The sequence below is a fragment of the Neobacillus drentensis genome (genome assembly GCF_036966985.1).
Classification (GTDB): Bacteria; Bacillota; Bacilli; order Bacillales; family Cytobacillaceae; genus Neobacillus; species Neobacillus drentensis_E.
This window is the reverse complement of the sequence record NZ_JBALSN010000363.1, coordinates 11,430-27,785: the sequence shown is the minus strand read 5'-3', so window position 1 is coordinate 27,785 and position 16,356 is coordinate 11,430. Positions and strand designations below refer to the sequence as shown.

Annotated in this window: 21 protein-coding genes and 2 pseudogenes; 4 read left to right on the top strand and 19 right to left on the bottom strand. The window is 37.5% G+C overall.

Annotated elements, in window-relative coordinates:
- The first annotated feature begins 375 nt into the window (after positions 1-375).
- A complete protein-coding gene (locus V7659_RS21970; protein WP_335542264.1) occupies positions 376-858 on the top strand; it encodes a CBO0543 family protein in 483 nt (160 codons plus the stop codon).
- Between the two features lie 266 nt (positions 859-1,124).
- Here the strand turns inward: V7659_RS21970 and V7659_RS32175 are convergent, their stop codons facing one another.
- From V7659_RS32175 to V7659_RS21940, 8 genes and pseudogenes are all read right to left on the bottom strand, one after another.
- Positions 1,125-1,304 (bottom strand): spore germination protein, encoded by a 180-nt coding sequence (locus V7659_RS32175; RefSeq protein WP_420491330.1) that lies wholly within the window; start codon positions 1,302-1,304, stop codon positions 1,125-1,127.
- A gap of 63 nt (positions 1,305-1,367) precedes the next feature.
- On the bottom strand, positions 1,368-1,640 hold the full coding sequence (locus tag V7659_RS32170) for a spore germination protein (RefSeq protein WP_420491329.1): 273 nt from the start codon (positions 1,638-1,640) through the stop codon (positions 1,368-1,370).
- A gap of 285 nt (positions 1,641-1,925) precedes the next feature.
- Complete coding sequence (locus V7659_RS21965; RefSeq protein WP_335542262.1) at positions 1,926-2,885, bottom strand: DUF3231 family protein; 960 nt, start codon at positions 2,883-2,885, stop codon at positions 1,926-1,928.
- A gap of 169 nt (positions 2,886-3,054) precedes the next feature.
- Entirely contained in the window at positions 3,055-3,525 is a 471-nt protein-coding gene (locus V7659_RS21960; protein WP_335542260.1) for a hypothetical protein, read from the bottom strand.
- 231 nt (positions 3,526-3,756) lie between these two features.
- Positions 3,757-3,984, bottom strand: a pseudogene (locus tag V7659_RS21955) (IS3 family transposase); the annotation flags it as partial.
- 174 nt (positions 3,985-4,158) lie between these two features.
- Complete coding sequence (locus tag V7659_RS21950) at positions 4,159-4,434, bottom strand: hypothetical protein (RefSeq protein ID WP_098935020.1); 276 nt, start codon at positions 4,432-4,434, stop codon at positions 4,159-4,161.
- A gap of 410 nt (positions 4,435-4,844) precedes the next feature.
- On the bottom strand, positions 4,845-5,435 hold the full coding sequence (locus V7659_RS21945) for a molybdopterin-dependent oxidoreductase (RefSeq protein WP_335542259.1): 591 nt from the start codon (positions 5,433-5,435) through the stop codon (positions 4,845-4,847).
- Positions 5,436-5,708: 273 nt separating this feature from the next.
- A complete protein-coding gene (locus tag V7659_RS21940) occupies positions 5,709-5,843 on the bottom strand; it encodes a hypothetical protein (protein ID WP_335542257.1) in 135 nt (44 codons plus the stop codon).
- Between the two features lie 132 nt (positions 5,844-5,975).
- On the opposite strand from V7659_RS21940, the gene V7659_RS21935 reads away from it, so the two are divergent.
- Entirely contained in the window at positions 5,976-7,544 is a 1,569-nt protein-coding gene (locus V7659_RS21935; RefSeq protein ID WP_335542255.1) for a glycosyl hydrolase family 28-related protein, read from the top strand.
- On the opposite strand, the gene V7659_RS21930 is transcribed toward V7659_RS21935, so the two are convergent.
- Positions 7,535-8,125, bottom strand: a complete 591-nt coding sequence (locus tag V7659_RS21930; protein WP_335542253.1) for a DUF1836 domain-containing protein — start codon at positions 8,123-8,125, stop codon at positions 7,535-7,537. The genes V7659_RS21935 and V7659_RS21930 overlap by 10 nt on opposite strands.
- A gap of 131 nt (positions 8,126-8,256) precedes the next feature.
- On the opposite strand from V7659_RS21930, the gene trhA reads away from it, so the two are divergent.
- Positions 8,257-8,904, top strand: a complete 648-nt coding sequence (gene trhA / locus V7659_RS21925; protein WP_335542251.1) for a PAQR family membrane homeostasis protein TrhA — start codon at positions 8,257-8,259, stop codon at positions 8,902-8,904.
- A 122-nt stretch (positions 8,905-9,026) separates the two neighbouring features.
- The gene (locus tag V7659_RS21920) at positions 9,027-9,848 is read left to right on the top strand and encodes a YitT family protein (protein WP_335542249.1); all 822 of its coding nucleotides are present in this window, start codon (positions 9,027-9,029) and stop codon (positions 9,846-9,848) included.
- A 329-nt stretch (positions 9,849-10,177) separates the two neighbouring features.
- Here the strand turns inward: V7659_RS21920 and V7659_RS21915 are convergent, their stop codons facing one another.
- The 10 genes and pseudogenes from V7659_RS21915 to ureC form a co-directional block, all read right to left on the bottom strand.
- Positions 10,178-10,552 (bottom strand): DUF488 domain-containing protein, encoded by a 375-nt coding sequence (locus V7659_RS21915; RefSeq protein ID WP_335542247.1) that lies wholly within the window; start codon positions 10,550-10,552, stop codon positions 10,178-10,180.
- A gap of 93 nt (positions 10,553-10,645) precedes the next feature.
- A complete protein-coding gene (locus V7659_RS21910) occupies positions 10,646-10,876 on the bottom strand; it encodes an excisionase family DNA-binding protein (RefSeq protein WP_144554244.1) in 231 nt (76 codons plus the stop codon).
- Between the two features lie 5 nt (positions 10,877-10,881).
- On the bottom strand, positions 10,882-11,910 hold the full coding sequence (locus tag V7659_RS21905) for a DmpA family aminopeptidase (RefSeq protein WP_335542245.1): 1,029 nt from the start codon (positions 11,908-11,910) through the stop codon (positions 10,882-10,884).
- Positions 11,907-12,842 (bottom strand): dipeptidase, encoded by a 936-nt coding sequence (locus V7659_RS21900; protein WP_335542243.1) that lies wholly within the window; start codon positions 12,840-12,842, stop codon positions 11,907-11,909. The genes V7659_RS21905 and V7659_RS21900 overlap by 4 nt, the downstream gene beginning before the upstream one ends.
- A gap of 92 nt (positions 12,843-12,934) precedes the next feature.
- Positions 12,935-13,390, bottom strand: coding sequence for an SRPBCC family protein (locus V7659_RS21895; protein ID WP_335542241.1), 456 nt, complete (start codon positions 13,388-13,390; stop codon positions 12,935-12,937).
- 124 nt (positions 13,391-13,514) lie between these two features.
- A complete protein-coding gene (locus V7659_RS21890; protein ID WP_335542239.1) occupies positions 13,515-14,333 on the bottom strand; it encodes an urease accessory protein UreD in 819 nt (272 codons plus the stop codon).
- On the bottom strand, positions 14,334-14,945 hold the full coding sequence (ureG, locus tag V7659_RS21885; protein ID WP_335542237.1) for an urease accessory protein UreG: 612 nt from the start codon (positions 14,943-14,945) through the stop codon (positions 14,334-14,336).
- 24 nt (positions 14,946-14,969) lie between these two features.
- Positions 14,970-15,656, bottom strand: a complete 687-nt coding sequence (locus V7659_RS21880; protein ID WP_335542235.1) for an urease accessory protein UreF — start codon at positions 15,654-15,656, stop codon at positions 14,970-14,972.
- Positions 15,649-16,095, bottom strand: a complete 447-nt coding sequence (gene ureE / locus V7659_RS21875; protein ID WP_144554256.1) for an urease accessory protein UreE — start codon at positions 16,093-16,095, stop codon at positions 15,649-15,651. The genes V7659_RS21880 and ureE overlap by 8 nt, the downstream gene beginning before the upstream one ends.
- A 10-nt stretch (positions 16,096-16,105) precedes the next feature.
- A pseudogene (gene ureC / locus V7659_RS21870) lies at positions 16,106-16,356 on the bottom strand (urease subunit alpha); the annotation flags it as partial.

The following is a 16,356-nucleotide window of genomic DNA, read 5'->3' as shown; positions in this document are numbered from 1 at the left end:
TCGTACTGACCAGGTCCTTGACTAGAGAAGAGTGCGTATGTTGTGGCAACGATTGAAAAAATGGTAATAAAGAAGACAAGTGCACTTATGAACTTTTGATTTTTCATGGTTGATATTCCTCCCTTCTATTTAAAAAATAATCCTACTATTATCCTAAACCATTCCGTTTTATAACCCAATCTACATTCTTTCTGTTCACAAAATATTCAGAAACTCTCTGCCCGCTTATGGACACAAAAAGGACCAAATACCTTGGCCCTCATTCTATCCACTAATCAACGCTTCCGTTTTCGTTTATAATTTTACCTTAAACAAAAATTGATTTAATTAATTCTAAAAGTAAACACTATTTATTNNATTAAAGGAGGATAATGAATGAAATACAAAGCAGAGAAAACTATCGAAATTTCATCCTGGATAATTGTGTCATTATTATTAATAAAATTTACACCAAAAAATAAAATTCGTGAATCACTAGTTGTATTTTTATTTAAACAAGCACTAACATGGATTTTTGGATTACTAGTGGTAGAAAAAAACTTAATTTCCTACCCATATCGCTTATTTTTCAAAAAAGCAAATAAAGCTACTTTTTCATTTGAATACTTTATATATCCTGGACTGTGCGCTTTATTTAGTTTGTACTATCCAAAAAATAAATCTAACCTTTTAAAAACCCTGCATTGCTTTATTAGTACTTCTGTAATAGTCATCTTTGAAATAATTGCAGTGAAATATACAAAATTAATTAAATATAAAAAATGGACTTGGTATTGGAGTTTTATAACAATTTGGATAACCGATTACTTAACACAAGCTTTTCACAACTGGTTTTTTAAAACTAAATTTCATGAATAAAAAGGGGCAGTTAGGGTACTGTACCCCAAAAGTTAGAGTAAAATCTGACTTTTGGGGTGTTTATTTATAGCTAAATATAGCGAAGAATTTAAGCTCATGGTAGTAAGTGAATATAAAGAAGGAAAAATGGGGGTTAAGTCTTGAGCTAAGAAACATGGTATCAAAACACATTCACAGCTTGGACGATGGATAAATTTATATGAAGAATTTGGTGTGGTGGGATTATGCCCTGATTTGGCTGTTAGTCTACTTTAAGTGTAGCCGATTCAAGGCAATAATAATGCTATTAAAAGTGCAAAGAACCGTACAGCTCTTAATGTAACCCCTAACCAAAACCTCTCATAATAATCCTCAGATGCTTGCAAGAACATTTTCAACGTAGATAGCAAAATTAAAGCGTGAGGGCTCCCGTCAAGGAGTATTGCGATTCTCCCCTCTGATATCATATGTAAGCTTATCAGGCCTTGCGGTTGAGATTATTTGTGGGAACAGAGAAAGTGGATCATTTTCTAATAAACGTTAAATCGTACCTGAGTCATGTTGGTACTGGGTAGTCTACTGCGAATCATGGCAACATTCGTTCTTATAACTTCAACGAATCCCTCTCTTGGCCCCCTTATAACCACTTCAGATTGTGGTTCTCCCACTTGCCTAAAAGTCTTTTTAGAGTAATAGATTATTCCTGCCTTATTCTTTTTAGGTAATAAGATGATAAAAAAACCATATAAGTACGACAATATATCTTCAATTTTAACTAAAAAAACTGATGCTGTGGGAAACACATTTTCTAATACTGCGATATCGACATCATCTTTTCGTGAGGATAATTTTTGACAACTTTTTCAAGCAAGGATTAGTATAATAATGTTTCGTCAACAATATTTTCATAATACATAAAAATAATTTGCTTCCCTTTAATATTTCAAGGATTTAAAATTCTAAATTCTATATCCTCATAATGTGTAAGTTTATCTTGGAAGAATTTAAAATTTTGCTCTATAGAATCGGTTGATTTTTCCATAAACTCCTCCTTCTTTATTATTTACACTATTGGATTCAGTTTATAATTATTTAATTGACCTACTAGTTACTGGTGGTTCATTAAACCAACCTTTTTTAACCAATAGTTTAAACCCCTTTTCTGAAAAACTTTGGACCTGTTCTATTAATTCACTTAGTATTTTGACATGATTCTTCTTATAACTAGATACAGCAGCGTTTTGTAAATTTATTATTCCAACAGGATTTAAAAACATTATTAGGTTCGTCATTAACTTATCTGAAAATGGAGATTCATGGACCCTATGAACGAAGCTCTCTAGTCCAGTTGTAGTACTAACTCCGTTTTCCCTGAAAATATCCGATAAAGTAGCAGCTTGATGAAATGCTAATTTCTTGCCATCATTAAATAATTGCTTTGACTCTTCATCTTTTACAACATCAGCAAAAGCAGTGCATAGAGCAACACCAACATTATTGCATTGAAGTGAACTGGACATATGTCCCAATTCTACCGCATTAAGTGGTCTCAATTGTGTAGATACAACCTTAAACAGTTTACTCTCTCTTTCATGTGCTTTCATGTATAAAAATGGACTGTTTTGTAACAAGTTCTTTTCTTTTAATAAACCTAAAAGAGATTCATCAATTTGAATAATCTTATTGAGGACTTCACTAAAGAATTTCTTTACATTGATATCCGCTAGTTCTGAATATTGAGAAGCGAGGACCCGCATCCCATTTCCGGTAATATGCTTTAGAATTTCAATGATTAATTGATCGGTAAAAAGCTTTACTGAGGAGTTATATAAATCAACTTCACTGAAAAATGGCGTTTCATTATAACCGCTGTCATTTAATATCTTTGTAGCCTCTTTTTCTTGAAATGTAGATAATGAATTGATTTCATCTAGAACACTTCTTAAATCTTTATCCTCAGCAGTGTCAATAAGATTTTTTAAAAAAATATTAACCATATTCGAACTTGATTGTAGATACCAAAGAAAGCCGAACTCATTTACGTTCATACAAAAGACTCCTTCATTATTTATTTTCTCTTATTAGAATGACAAAAATATTGGTAATTATTCAGGGGATATTTCTAATTAATTCATTTAGTCTAAATCTCAAACTTTATTAATTATTGTAATTAATATAATTTAATTAGAGTTTCTGTTAAAAGAATACTAATTAAATTCACTGGCTCTCAGGTTTCTCAATAGCTTTTTTAATGATTTTCATTAGTAAAAGGCCTATCCAAATTCCTGGTATCACGCACAAAATTGGTAACCATATTGGGCCAAATAAAAATCCGAATATCTTGAAAGTTGATGAATATATACACCCCACTGTTACAAAGAAAGCACAAAAAACGAATGGTAAATAAGAATATTTTCTATTTCCTCCACCAGCATCTTTAAAAGCATCCCACATAGCAAAAAAGTATAAACAAGGGTAAAACATTAGCCATAAGTAATCAGTTTGAGCAATGGCTTTTTCGATTTCTCCATGAAAACTAGAAATTATAACAACATTAAAATTTGCATTTACATTTATAAGGAATTCTAAAAATACAAAAACAATACCTTTTATTAGTTTGCCATTTAAAAATTGACCAAAGCCAGGAAGAGCAATACTCCACAGTAGTACTTCTTTTGAGTTAGCCACCTAATTCAAGCTCCTTACCAAGTTTCGTATAGTGTGATTATGTTAATTGTAAAAAAGGCAATCACACTAATCATTATTCATTAAAAACTTAATTAGTTTTTTATTGTGGAAATAAAATTTAACATTACACCAACGTAACCTTAGAATGTCCTGCTTAACATAAAAAATGTGATGAAAAGTACTGTGATGGCATTTCATTTCTAAATATTAATAAACAGAGATATCCAATAAAAACCTATGAACATAGTCTCTAAGTTCCCTTGTTAATTCTTCTAAACTAGTAAATTGTTTTCCTCTTACAAACTCAGTTTTAATGATCTCAAATGTTGCCTCTGCCACCGCATTGTCATATGGGCAGCCTTTCAGGTTCAACGATCGCTTGATTTCGAAAGTTTCTAGAGCCTCATCAATAATCTTGTTTTTGAACTCACTTCCTCGATCTGTATGGAAATACTCAATTTTACGCAAATCCTTTTTAATAGAGGAAAAATTCTCATAAATCTGCTCTATGTTCGGATTTTTAGGCACTTTAGAAAAGCCACCAAATTTAGCAGCCTGATTTTCGATAATTTTCAGCTATGAACTTTGCAGCATTGACAAAATGGTCAACACTTCAGTCTGAAATGCGGCCTATTATTCATTTATATCTAATCCAGATAAATTTAAAGAAAGTTCATCTAATACTAAAAATACACAACCAAAAACGGTTCTGTAATCAATATAGTCCCCTTTAACTTCAACATTTATCTCAATAATATTCCTTTTATTATGTATGTATTTTTCTTCAAATTGATTAAAATTAATACTTGTAACAGATACACTAATTTCCTCTAAGGATTTTTTTAGCTCTCTTTCAAATATTGAATTATTAAAGTTTTCCCTGAAGAAAATACGAATAGTAAATTTCATTTCAAATCCTCCTTCTACTTATGATTTGCCAAATCTTCCTTACTTAACCTTTTTTCGAATAACTTGTGTATCTTTTATCCCATTTAATTTATTGAACTGTACCGTAGCGAATAAAAAAAAGCGATCCTCTAAGTATCGCTCATTTTACATTATTGCACCCGTTTGTGAACAAAATGAGTTGTTTCTTTCAATTTCTGTCCACTGTTGACTTTGAATTAACAATTAGTCTTTACTAACAATATAAAGAGATCCTCAATGAGAAAAATACTACGGTTTTTCTTTCTGTTTTCGTTTTTGTCGTTCTTCCATTAACCTGCACCGTTACAAAAAAATGGCCTTGCCTTTTTATTGGAGGCAAAGTATCAAAAGTTTAAGTACTTCTTACCCTCCTTTTTGTTTCATTGCCTTTGTTAACGGTACCGCTCCTCTTTAAATGGATTTGCTGTCATCGAATAGCCAAGCTCTTCCCAAAAACCAGCCTCGTCTTCTTTCATAAACTCAATCCCTGAAACCCACTTTGAGCCTTTCCATAGATAAAATACTTCTGGTGGAATAAACCTTAGTGGATAACCATGTTTTTGATCAATATCTTGCCAATCATGATTTATATCCTTCCAACGGTATACAAATAAAGAATCGTCCCCTAATAAAGGCTCTAGCGGCAGGTTTGCAGAATAACCAAATCTGTCCCCATTGTAGTAACCGTAAATTTTAATGTATTTTACACCTTCATTAATTTCAACAAATTTCAATAACTCTCTAAGTGCAATTCCTTCAAAAGTTGTATCAAATTTAGACCAGGTGGTAACACAATGCATGTTAACGCTTGATATGGTCTTTGGAAGCTCCATGATTTCCTTATAGTTTAAGGACTTTTCTTCCTTCACTTCACCAAAAAGTCTGAAATTCCATGTGATTTCATTAAACTCGGGAACATCCCCTTTGTGCAGTATTGGCCATTTTTCTGTTTCGAATTGGCCAGGTGGAAGCTGCTTTGTCATCTTACACCATCCCTTTTTCATCTTAAACATTAATTAAATCACAGTGTTTTGTATAGTTTGCTTCAAAATAATGAAAGCATACTGTAGTAGATAATGAAAATGGATGTTTAAAATTAGGGTGTAGATGAAATTTTTGGGTTCTGTATGTAATTATAATTTAAAGGGGGATATTATCTTTGATGTCGTGGGCTATTTTTTTATGCCTTATTGAAGTAGTCTGCATTGTTAGTATAAGTACTAATATTTACAATCTATATAATATACCGTAGATTACTAAATACAGACTTCGAAGTTTGGTGTCCCAATTTCGTCCTGATTTCTCAAAAGTCTTGCAAGGACCATTTGCTTTTCAGCAAGATTTGCTTCTGCGCTAACAATATAACGACTTGTCCAAATCGCATGCTCCATCCAAAGTCTTCTTAAGTTAAACTTTAACTGGTGGGCAGATTCGCTCATGGTTTGTAAAAATGAAAATTTTATTAATCTCCGCATAATGTAATAATAATTTTAATAGATATGTCCTTTTGGGGTGTGAAATGATTGCTTTATTTAGAGAAAAACCATGATCCAAGAAGGAACTCCGCAATCCTTGCCGAAATTACCAACCAATTTGATTTAACAAAGGCTATCCAAGAAACCGAACAACTTTTTAATAAAATCCTAGTGAGTAAAACCTCTCATCGTGGAAAGGATGGAAATCATTCTACAGGAACTCTTTCGCAAAAAATGGCAGCATTCTTTTTTCGCCTTTTATCCACCTATACAACTACCGATTCTCGTGGAAGGGTTAAAATAGATAAGGCTGGAGACGTTGTACCAGATTGGAAAGATCTGTTGGACAATGAGTTCACTAATTTAAAAAATAATGTGATTCAAGAGGTCAATGTTGTTGATTTTGGGGCAATCGGGGATGGTAAAACGGATAACACCCTTGCATTTAAAAAAGCGATTGGTAACGGAAAAGTAAAGGTAATGGTACCGGCTGGCGTCTTTATCACAAAGGGAATCCAACTTCCCTCCTATACTATGCTTGTCGGGGCAGGAAAAGGCGTGACGACCATTAAGCTTCATGATTCAGCAAAAAAAGGCACTCGGCTAATCACAAACGCAAATCATTGGAAGGGTAACAACCATCTTTTCGTCGGGGCACTAAGTTTGGACTGGAATGTGGAAAGGCTTGGCGATGTGGCTAAAACAAGTACTTGGGGGAACCACTCAAGCTGTTTAACGTATGCAAATGTTACCTATGGTTGGGTTAAGGACGTTGAAGCGATGAATCCAGGCCTGCATTGCTTTGATATTTCATCGACTTTGTACAGTTATGCTGGCGACGGTTTTCGCGCCCGCGGCGGAAGCAAGTATGTCTGGCTCGATAACTTAAACGGCTATGGCTTTGGCGACGATGGTATAACCACTCATCACAGTGATTATATCTTCATCTCACGCTGCCACATGTGTGATCCGAGTGGCCGGGCCCACAAAAAGGGATTTTCTAATTCTAATGGGTTTGAGGTCGATGATGGTTCGAGGAATGTGGTGCTAGTTAATAATTCTTCGTCTAGTTGCTTTGGCGGGGTAGAAATTAAAGCGCACGAAAATTCCTCAGCGGCTTCAAATGTCCATATTATTGGGCATATTTCCGTCAATGATAACCGCTCATTTAATTTCCGCCATATTGGACACCACAAAAGTACCGATGCTGAATCAAAAACGGCCTACAATATTTGCGCGACCAACCTTGTAGCGATTACGCCCACTTTTACTGAGTTATATAAAGACTCAACGCCACGCGGAATGGTGGTCTCAGCTTATAAAAATATCGTAATCAACCATTTTACTTTGATTGGTGATCCCAATTATGACTACAAAGGCCATCCAGCTATTGCTGTTCAGTATCGGGCCAGAAACGTAATATTAAAGAATATATCGGTCAAGGATTTTAAAAAAGCGGGAAGCGATATTAAAGTATTCGGCGGAAAAAATCGCGCCGATTCTATACAAATATGTAATGTGACGAGCCGAAATTCTGCACCTAAAGTGATCAATGTCGGATCAGGAATCGAAGATGTAACAATTGAAAATACAAAAAGCGTCCACAACTATTTGTGACGCTTTTCTCCTTTTTCAATAGTCATTTCATCGACCAGTTTTTCGGCTACCTTGCGATATAAATTACTCATATGAACGAGTGAAGAGATCATTAATACCTGCTCAAGATCCTGCGAATTTCCTTGATCAACCTCGATTATTTCTTTTTTAACCTCCATTACCCTTTCCTCAATGTCTCCTTTAAAATCTTCAACATTTTGGCGGGTTAAATTCAGATAACTGGTATAAAAAGATTCAAGTTCAATTTCTTCATTGATAATTTTTTGATTGATCCCAGCAAGGGTAGCTTTAATATCATTGATCGAAAGTGCCCCTTTTAGTTGGTATATCAGACTCATCAGGATGAGATGCTCCTTTGAATATCTCTTATTATGGATTGGAAAAATGAGTTTTCCTTTCGCGTAATTGTTGATCATCGTTTTGGTAAGGACCTTGTCGTCCTCGTTCCGCTTCGTTTCAGTGAATTTATTTTCAAATAATTGGATCACCTGGTCCATATATAAATCGATCTGTGGTATTTCCTCTAAGGTTAAACTTGCTTCTAGGCCAAGCTGTTCAATAATTTGATTGATATTTTTCAATTTAAAAACCCCGTTCATTTGCTTTATATTTTTTATTATACCTAAACAAATTTACATTGACTAGATGTGAGTATGTAAGTATTATTATAAGTAGTTATTAAAACTACATGTTGTAATAGGAGGCATTACAAATGAACAATTACATTCGCGAACCTATTAATGGACTGACTCATTTAGCGGGTGCAATATTAGCCTTTGCCGGGCTCCTTGCGATGGTTATTAAAGCTGCTGCGACAACCAGTTCACCGACTGCCATTACTGCGGTCATTATTTTCGGCGTTAGTATGATTCTGCTTTACTCAGCATCAGCCACTTATCACATGGTAATTGCCCGCGATAAAGTCATTGCCTTTTTACGCCGGCTCGATCATTCGATGATTTTCATTTTAATTGCTGGTACGTATACTCCTTTTTGTTTTATTAGCTTGAACGGAAAAATAGGGGCGATTCTATTTTCCATTATTGCGGGTATTGCAATAAGCGGGGTTGTTTTTAAAATGGTCTGGTTTAATTGCCCGCGCTGGATTTCTACCGCTTTGTATTTAGCGATGGGCTGGATGATTGTGTTTGTATTCTCACCGCTTACTGGAAGCTTAAACCCTAATGGATTATTTTTGCTTATCCTCGGGGGAATTTTTTATACCATTGGCGGGGTTATCTACGGTGCTAAACCTAAATTCTTGCAATCAAAATACATGGGCTTCCATGAAATTTTTCATATTTTCATTTTGCTAGGAAGTCTGGCACACTTTTTAACCGTGTTCCTATACGTTATTTAATTTAATGTTGAAGACTTTTAAAACGCCCTCGATGGATGGCGTTTTTGTTTTTGAAATAAACTTTAATGGTTAGGACAATATAAAACCAATAATGCACCATACTAAGATAGAGGTGTTCTAAGTTGGTACGATTAATTTTTCAATTGATTGTCATTGGACTTTGCTCGATTCTTTTTGGATTTGCCTTTAACACGTTTCTTATTCCTCATCAACTGACCTCAGGTGGTGTGACAGGCATCGCTTTTTTTATTCACCATTTTTTAAAAATAAATACTGGATGGATTATATTGCTGATCAATATTCCGCTATTTTTCTTAGGATTAAAATATTTAGGAAAAAAATTTATTTTGCTGACAGGGTTTGCTGTCTTTGTGTTATCAATGAGTATGAAATTTATTCCGATTCATCCTATTAGCGATGATATTCTTCTTTCTTGCATCATTGGGGGGGCACTTTATGGAATAGCCGTTGGACTGATCATTCGGATTGGAGGTTCTACGGGGGGAACGGATATTGTTAGTCTTACTCTTGCGAAAAAAAAGAACTTGCAGGTGGGCTTTTTAAATATTTGCATGAACCTTTTGGTCGTGGGGATTTCCGGATTGATTTTTGGATGGGGTATCACACTGTATACGATTATCGCCATTTATGTGTCGGGCCGGGCCGTTGATATGGTTTACACCAATCAAAACAAATTAACGTTAACGATTGTTACGGATAAATATGAAGAGCTGACGGATGCACTAATTCATTTGCATGCTCGCGGCGTGACAGTAACAGATGCAGAAGGGGCTTACACTCATAAGCCCAAAAAGGTGTTAACCACGGTGATTACCAAATACGAATTAAATGAGACTAAACATACGATCAGACAGGTGGATGCGAAGGCGTTTGTCAATATCATGCAAACAATGGAAGTAATGGGGCATTTTCGGAGGGATTGATGGTGTGGGATGATGCCCATTAAGGTTAATTTGGGTTGAAGGATAATCTCCAGGCTATGGTTACCGTTGGGATGTTTTTTAAGCCTTCTTGGGCATCATACGAGTCCTAAGGTTACCGTTCAATCAATTTTTTGGCCTTCTCGGGCATCATTCTGTCATATGGTTACCGTTGACCCGTTTTTTTAACCTTCACGGGCATCATACCAGGTCTATGGGTTACCGTTGATCCAATTTTCCAGCTTCAACAGGCATCATACCAGTCCTATGGTTACCTTTGAACCAATTTTCCAGCTTCAACGGGCATCATAGGCTCGATGGCTTTCCTTATTTCAACTATCTACCTCAAATAATCTTCCAAGTTCCTCCTTCAATACCCGAGCGTGATTATGGACCGGGTCCTTTGCTCCATATAGGAGCGTGACAGGGCCCGATGCTGCCATTTCAAAGATTTGCCGGATATATTCCCGCTTTTGTTCATCTGAACGAAGTTCCTCAAGGTATCTGCTCCGGAATTCTTCAAAAAGCTCAGGCTTATGACAAAACCATTTCCGTAACTCATTGCTCGGAGCTAAATCTTTAAACCAATACGACAGCTTAGCCGCATCCTTAGAAATCCCCCTCGGCCAGAGTCGGTCAATCAAAATCCTAAATCCATCCACTTCCTCAAAAGGCTCATAGACCCTTTTCATAAAAATATTATCCATACTTCACCTCCAATTAGTATCAGGCACCATATGATCCAAGCGTCCACCCCATATAGACAAGTTCATAGTTTTGTCCACGAATGGTGTCAGGCACTAGTCTTCGTCCTTCACGTCGATGCTTTCTGGGATGGGTTCGTTTAGGATTTCTTCGATTAGTTGTTTGTATTTTTCCATTTGTTTTAGGTGGGTGTTGAATTGTTCTTTGTAGATCAGGTATGCTTCCCCATCAAATAGGGCGCGGATTTTCTTTTGCTGAATAAGGCTTTTAACGGTTGCCTCAGGCACTGATAAATATTCTGCCGTCTCTTTTATAGTAAGATACAATTTGATTACTCCTCTTTATGAAATTCAATTTGATGGACAACCCTTCCGGATCTTCCCTTTGTTGTTTTCGCTTGTGATAATGAATTAAGGATGGCTTCTTCTGCTGCTTCTGCCGCGGCCGTAAAAAGCTGATTCATGATTGGATGGTCCTCGCGAAACTGGCTGCGAGTTTCAATCTTCGCATCCGAAAAGTGAGCTATTTTGTGCGCAGTGGAAAAAGCAATAACAATATCACCACTGCCATGACTAAAATGACTGCCGGTTCGGCCCAGTCCAATCCCGCACCGTTTCGCTAAACGCTGCAATTGACGGTCACTTAAAGGAGCATCTGTTGCCAAAACAATGATAATCGAACCATCGGATGTCTCAGACAAGCCTCTCGCCTGTGAATAACGAAACGCTCGTAATTCTTCCTTTTTTCCAAAATTGCTAAGAACTAAACATCCGACCGTATACTCTTCAACGATACGGGAGGATGAACCAATTCCGCCTTTATAACCAAAGCAAACCATGCCTTTTCCTGCTCCAACCGCCCCTTCGATTGCCTGTTCTTCCGATGCATTCTTGATGGCTTCAATGGCATGCTCTGGTTTAACAGGAAATAGACGGATTGAATTCAGATAGCTATCATTGCATTCCCCAACGACTATATTAATCGTTCCAGTCGTTTCGCCAATTTCATGATTCTCTTCGAGCATGAATTGCAGCACTCCCTGTGTGACTGGTGGGACCGCGAAAGTATTTGTTAACAGAATGGGAGATTCAAGCACACCTAATTCATTTAACTGCACAAGACCAGTTGTTTTTCCAAATCCGTTAATAACATAACTGGCCGCGGTTACTTTTTCTTTAAATAAATTGCCTTTATGAGGCAGGATTGATGTTACTCCAGTACAAGCATACGTCTCTCTTGACTCATCCAGCGGGTAGTCCAGTGTGACATGTCCCACCATCACATCCGCTACATCCGTTATACAGTTTTTTCTTCCAGTGGGCAGGTTACCGACGATGATCCCTTTTTCTCTAACCTTCATCGAAAAATCCCTGGCCGATGGTCAAGAAAGTTTTGATAGGCAAAACCTCGGACAACTTCTTCACTGTAATATTTTAAAAGTTCATTAATAAGATTTTGGCTCTTAGAGGCATCCTCTAAATTAGTAATAAAAGTTGTGATCCCATCAAAATCCGAGCCGAATCCGATTTGTTTGACGCCGCCCAATGAGCAAAAGTGATCAATATGTTTCACAAGGTCTGAAATAGTTACCTCGCCCGATTCTTTTACAAAAGGTGGATGGTAGACCACATGAATGAGGCCACCTTTTGCAAACATCGCCTGCGCCTGTTCATCTGTTAAATTGCGCAAATGGTTGCAAAGTGCTCGTGCATTCGAGTGGCTTGCAATCGGATATTTGGCTAATTCAATGACCTCCCAAATCCCCTTGTCACTCAAATGGGAAACATCGGTCAGGATTTGATGCTCATTATTAAACTCGACAATCTCTTTTCCGAACAATGTCAGCCCCGCACCGCGCGGTTCCCCAGCACCATCTGCAGCGAGATTTGCTTGATTCCATGTTAAACCAACAGATCGAACCCCAAGTTGGTAAAGAATATGTAGTTTCGCTAAATCATTGCCAATTGGATCCACACCTTCAAGTGTTAACATCGCGCCAATTTGGCCAATTTTTAAGCGGTCAAAATCAGACCATTCTTTGATATGGACCATGTCCGGATTTTTCCCAAGTACTTCCTTATAAAAGTAATCGATTTGCTCGAGGACAACCTGAAACTTCTGATCTCCCTTAATATCCGGTTCAATAAAAATGGCAAAGCACTGCACCTTAATTTGACCTTGCTGTAATCGTATTTTATTAGTTTGTAATTCCGGTGCGTCAGCAAATCGTAACGTACCATTCGCTTCTTGGAGTTTCATAAGAGCATCACAATGTAAGTCAATAATATTCATTCAGCATAATCTCCTTTTTAATAAAAATTTTATCACAATAAAATAAGCCAGGTTTAAAATTACCTAGCCTGAAAAAAATTTTAATTTAATAGTTAGTTTGATTCCGCCATCTTTTTGATACTTGGCAACACTTTGTCCCAAATATCCGCACTTAAATCACGGTATTTTTTTCCTTCCGGCATCACTGAAAAATCTCCTTGTAAAATATGTAAGTTGGTCTTTCCATTTTCCTCAGATAAATGGAAGGTGATCCCGTCTTCATCGGTAACAAGTGCCTTTTCCTCACTGCGCACATCAAATACGGTAAAGCGGAGGAGTTTATTTTGCTCAAGAGCCGTCACATTACCTTCGACGATAACGGTCCCATCTTCCCCTTTCCAAAGGACAGGACTACCTAATTCCCATGTAGAGTCGAGATGAAACTGTGGTCCGCCGCTTGAGAATTCCGTCGCCCAATGGTTATTGTATTCCTCAACCGTAATCACATCCCAGACGTTTGACGCTGGAGCATTGATTTCAATCGTTTTATCGACAAAAAGTTTTTCCATATGTACCTCCTCCGAAGAGCTTAGTATTAAAGATATATCTAGTATAATTCATGTTAACGTCCACTAACAATTATTGACCATAATGATAAAAAAAACTCACCGACTGGCGAGCCCGAAACAAATTTTAATATTTTCTTAGAAACACGGCATCTTTTTTCATCAAATTATTACGAATGCATTCATGACAAAAAGAGAGGATTTTTTCTATCTCCTGCGTTGTATTTGCAAGAACCCTGAGGGCAAACCCTGGCACTGCGATCATCGTGAGACCAATTCGTGCTTCAGAAACCGATTCGAAATAGTTATGGAGTTTTTCTAAAAAAAGCTGGTTTACCCGATCATCAATAACAATCAAGGTCCCCAAATGGGTAAACCCCTCCATAAAACCAATCCCCTTGATATCCCCATCAGGTTGAAGTTTTACATGATCAAATAATATTAATCTTTCATCTCGGTATACTTCCATTTTGGATTGCAATAAGCCATATTGAAATAATGTGCCATCAGGCGCCCAGCCTGGAGTAAATATTTCTGAACAAATAAGGGAGGACCCGCTCTCCATTCGAACTACAGTACGTTGTTTATAGCAACTATACTGGTAAGCGATAACTGGGTCAGGCAGATATTCTAAACCACTGCCGCTTTTTAAATGGATCGTCTGCTCTTGAATAGCCGGCTTGATTGTCGTCTTATATATTTTAGTAGATGATTGCGTCGTGATAATGGCATGGGCGTCTTCTTCCAAACAAATATCAATTTTATATGAATCCCCGTCCACATAACCGCCGCCAGGATTCATTATATAAAAACAGGCTTCTCCGCTTGTTGTCAGGTAAACTGGTCTAGTAATTTTAAAAGCACCCTCAGAATAGGAATCTTTTAGAATGGTTTTCTTCCCTTTCTTGGAACCTGTTAGTCTCAAGTATCCTGTCCAGTTTACCACCTACCCTAACCCAACCAGCAGTGCATTTGACTTGAGCCAATCAATAACTTCGTTTACACCGACATCCTCTTTTAAGTTCGTAAAAATATAAGGCTTCTTGCCTCGAGCTGCCTGTGTATCTGCCTCCATGACCTCTAGACTTGCGCCAACATACGGTGCTAAATCAATCTTATTTATGATAAATAGATCAGATTTAATCATTCCTTGTCCGCCTTTACGGGGAATTTTTTCCCCCTGGGCTACATCAATAATATAAATGGAAAAGTCAACAAGTTCAGGACTAAAGGTGGCTGCTAGGTTATCACCGCCGCTTTCAACAAAAATAAGCGCGAGGTCCGGATGTTTCTCCTTTAGCTCATCAATTGCAGCAAAATTCATCGACGCATCTTCCCGGATTGCTGTATGCGGGCAACCGCCGGTCTCTACACCAATAATCCGATCCCCCGGGAGCACACTGTTTTTTATTAAAAACTGTGCATCTTCCTTTGTGTAGATGTCATTGGTTACAACCGCCATTTTATATTCCTCATGGAGGTACCTGGTTAATCGCTCAACAAGCAGCGTCTTCCCTGCTCCAACTGGTCCGCCAACTCCTATACGTACTGGTTCCATAGTTTCCCCTTCTTTCATGGTTATTTAGGACATAAACAATCGGGTATGTAGTCTTTCGTGGCGCATTTGTGCAATCTCAAGGCCAGGAGCGACAACTCCAAAATCATCAATATCCATACATTCAATTTCTTCTGTTATCTTCAGTAAAAAAGGCTGCAGTTCTAATAGGATACGCTGACCAGCCGTCTGCCCAAGTGGTATTCCTCGCACACCATTCTGAATAAGAGTCACCATACTTGAATAAAGGAAAGTCAAGATCCCCTGTCTTTTCTCAATACCTAAGTAGTGACAGATGATTGAAAAAGCAATTCCAGGGTGGCCAAACGCCTCCTTGGCACGAATTTTACTAAGGTACACTTTTAATAATGGAATGGAATATAAATCATGCCCCATTCGAATCAATCGTTCCCCAATACGTCGATTTGCTTCCCGTGTTTCTTTGGGGATATTCTGTATGAACAGTTTTCGATCGATTATCCAGAGCTCTTCCGTATCATTATTTAGTAAGGTTTCATAGGTTATGCGGCAGGCAAGTCCATCCGTATAGGCCAATTGTTTTTCCAAGTAAATGCGGAGCCATTCAAAAAAGGTTTCCTTACTATAGACGGTTTCTTCCTGAATGTAAGTTTCCAATCCAAATGAATGGGAAAAAGCACCTGAAGGAAAATTCGAATCGCCAATTTGCAGTAAAGCCAAAAGTTGATTATCCATGCGAGTGTCCGATATGGCGGAAAGCCCTTTTTACCTTTCTCTCTTCTCTTGAGTATGGAACACCTAATTGGTCGAGCAGTTCCTGAACGAGATAATCATATTGGACGAGCATAACCTCACCTTCAAATTGCGCTGGTAAGTGGCGATTGCCCAACTGATGAGCAATTTCCCCCATTTGCTTTAAACTTGTCGGCTGAATCACGATCAAGTCGTCGCTGGTGACACTGATGACAATCATATTTCTGTCATCCATGAATAAAATATCGCCATCAATCAAGTCTTTTGGTTCCTTTAAGCGGATCCCAACCTCGTTTCCGTGGTCTGTTGTCACTCGTTGAATTCGCTTCACTAAGTCATCACTAGCTAGATATACTCTTTCTATGTGACGTCCAGTAGTTGAGATTTCTTCCACATTGCCAATGACTTTTTCAATAATCATTCTCTCACTCCTAAAATAAGAAATAGCGCTGTGCCATCGGCAATACCTCTGCTGGTTCACAGGTCATTAGTTTGCCATCCACGATAACCTCATAAGTTTGTGGATCAACTTCAATGGACGGCATCTCAGCATTGAGCTTCATATCCTTTTTTGATAGCTGGCGGATTCCCTGTACAGGTTTGATTTGTTTTTTTAGTCCTAGCTTTTCGGGAACCCCAAGTTCAATCGCTGCTTTTGACATGAAAGTAACCGATGTGGTGT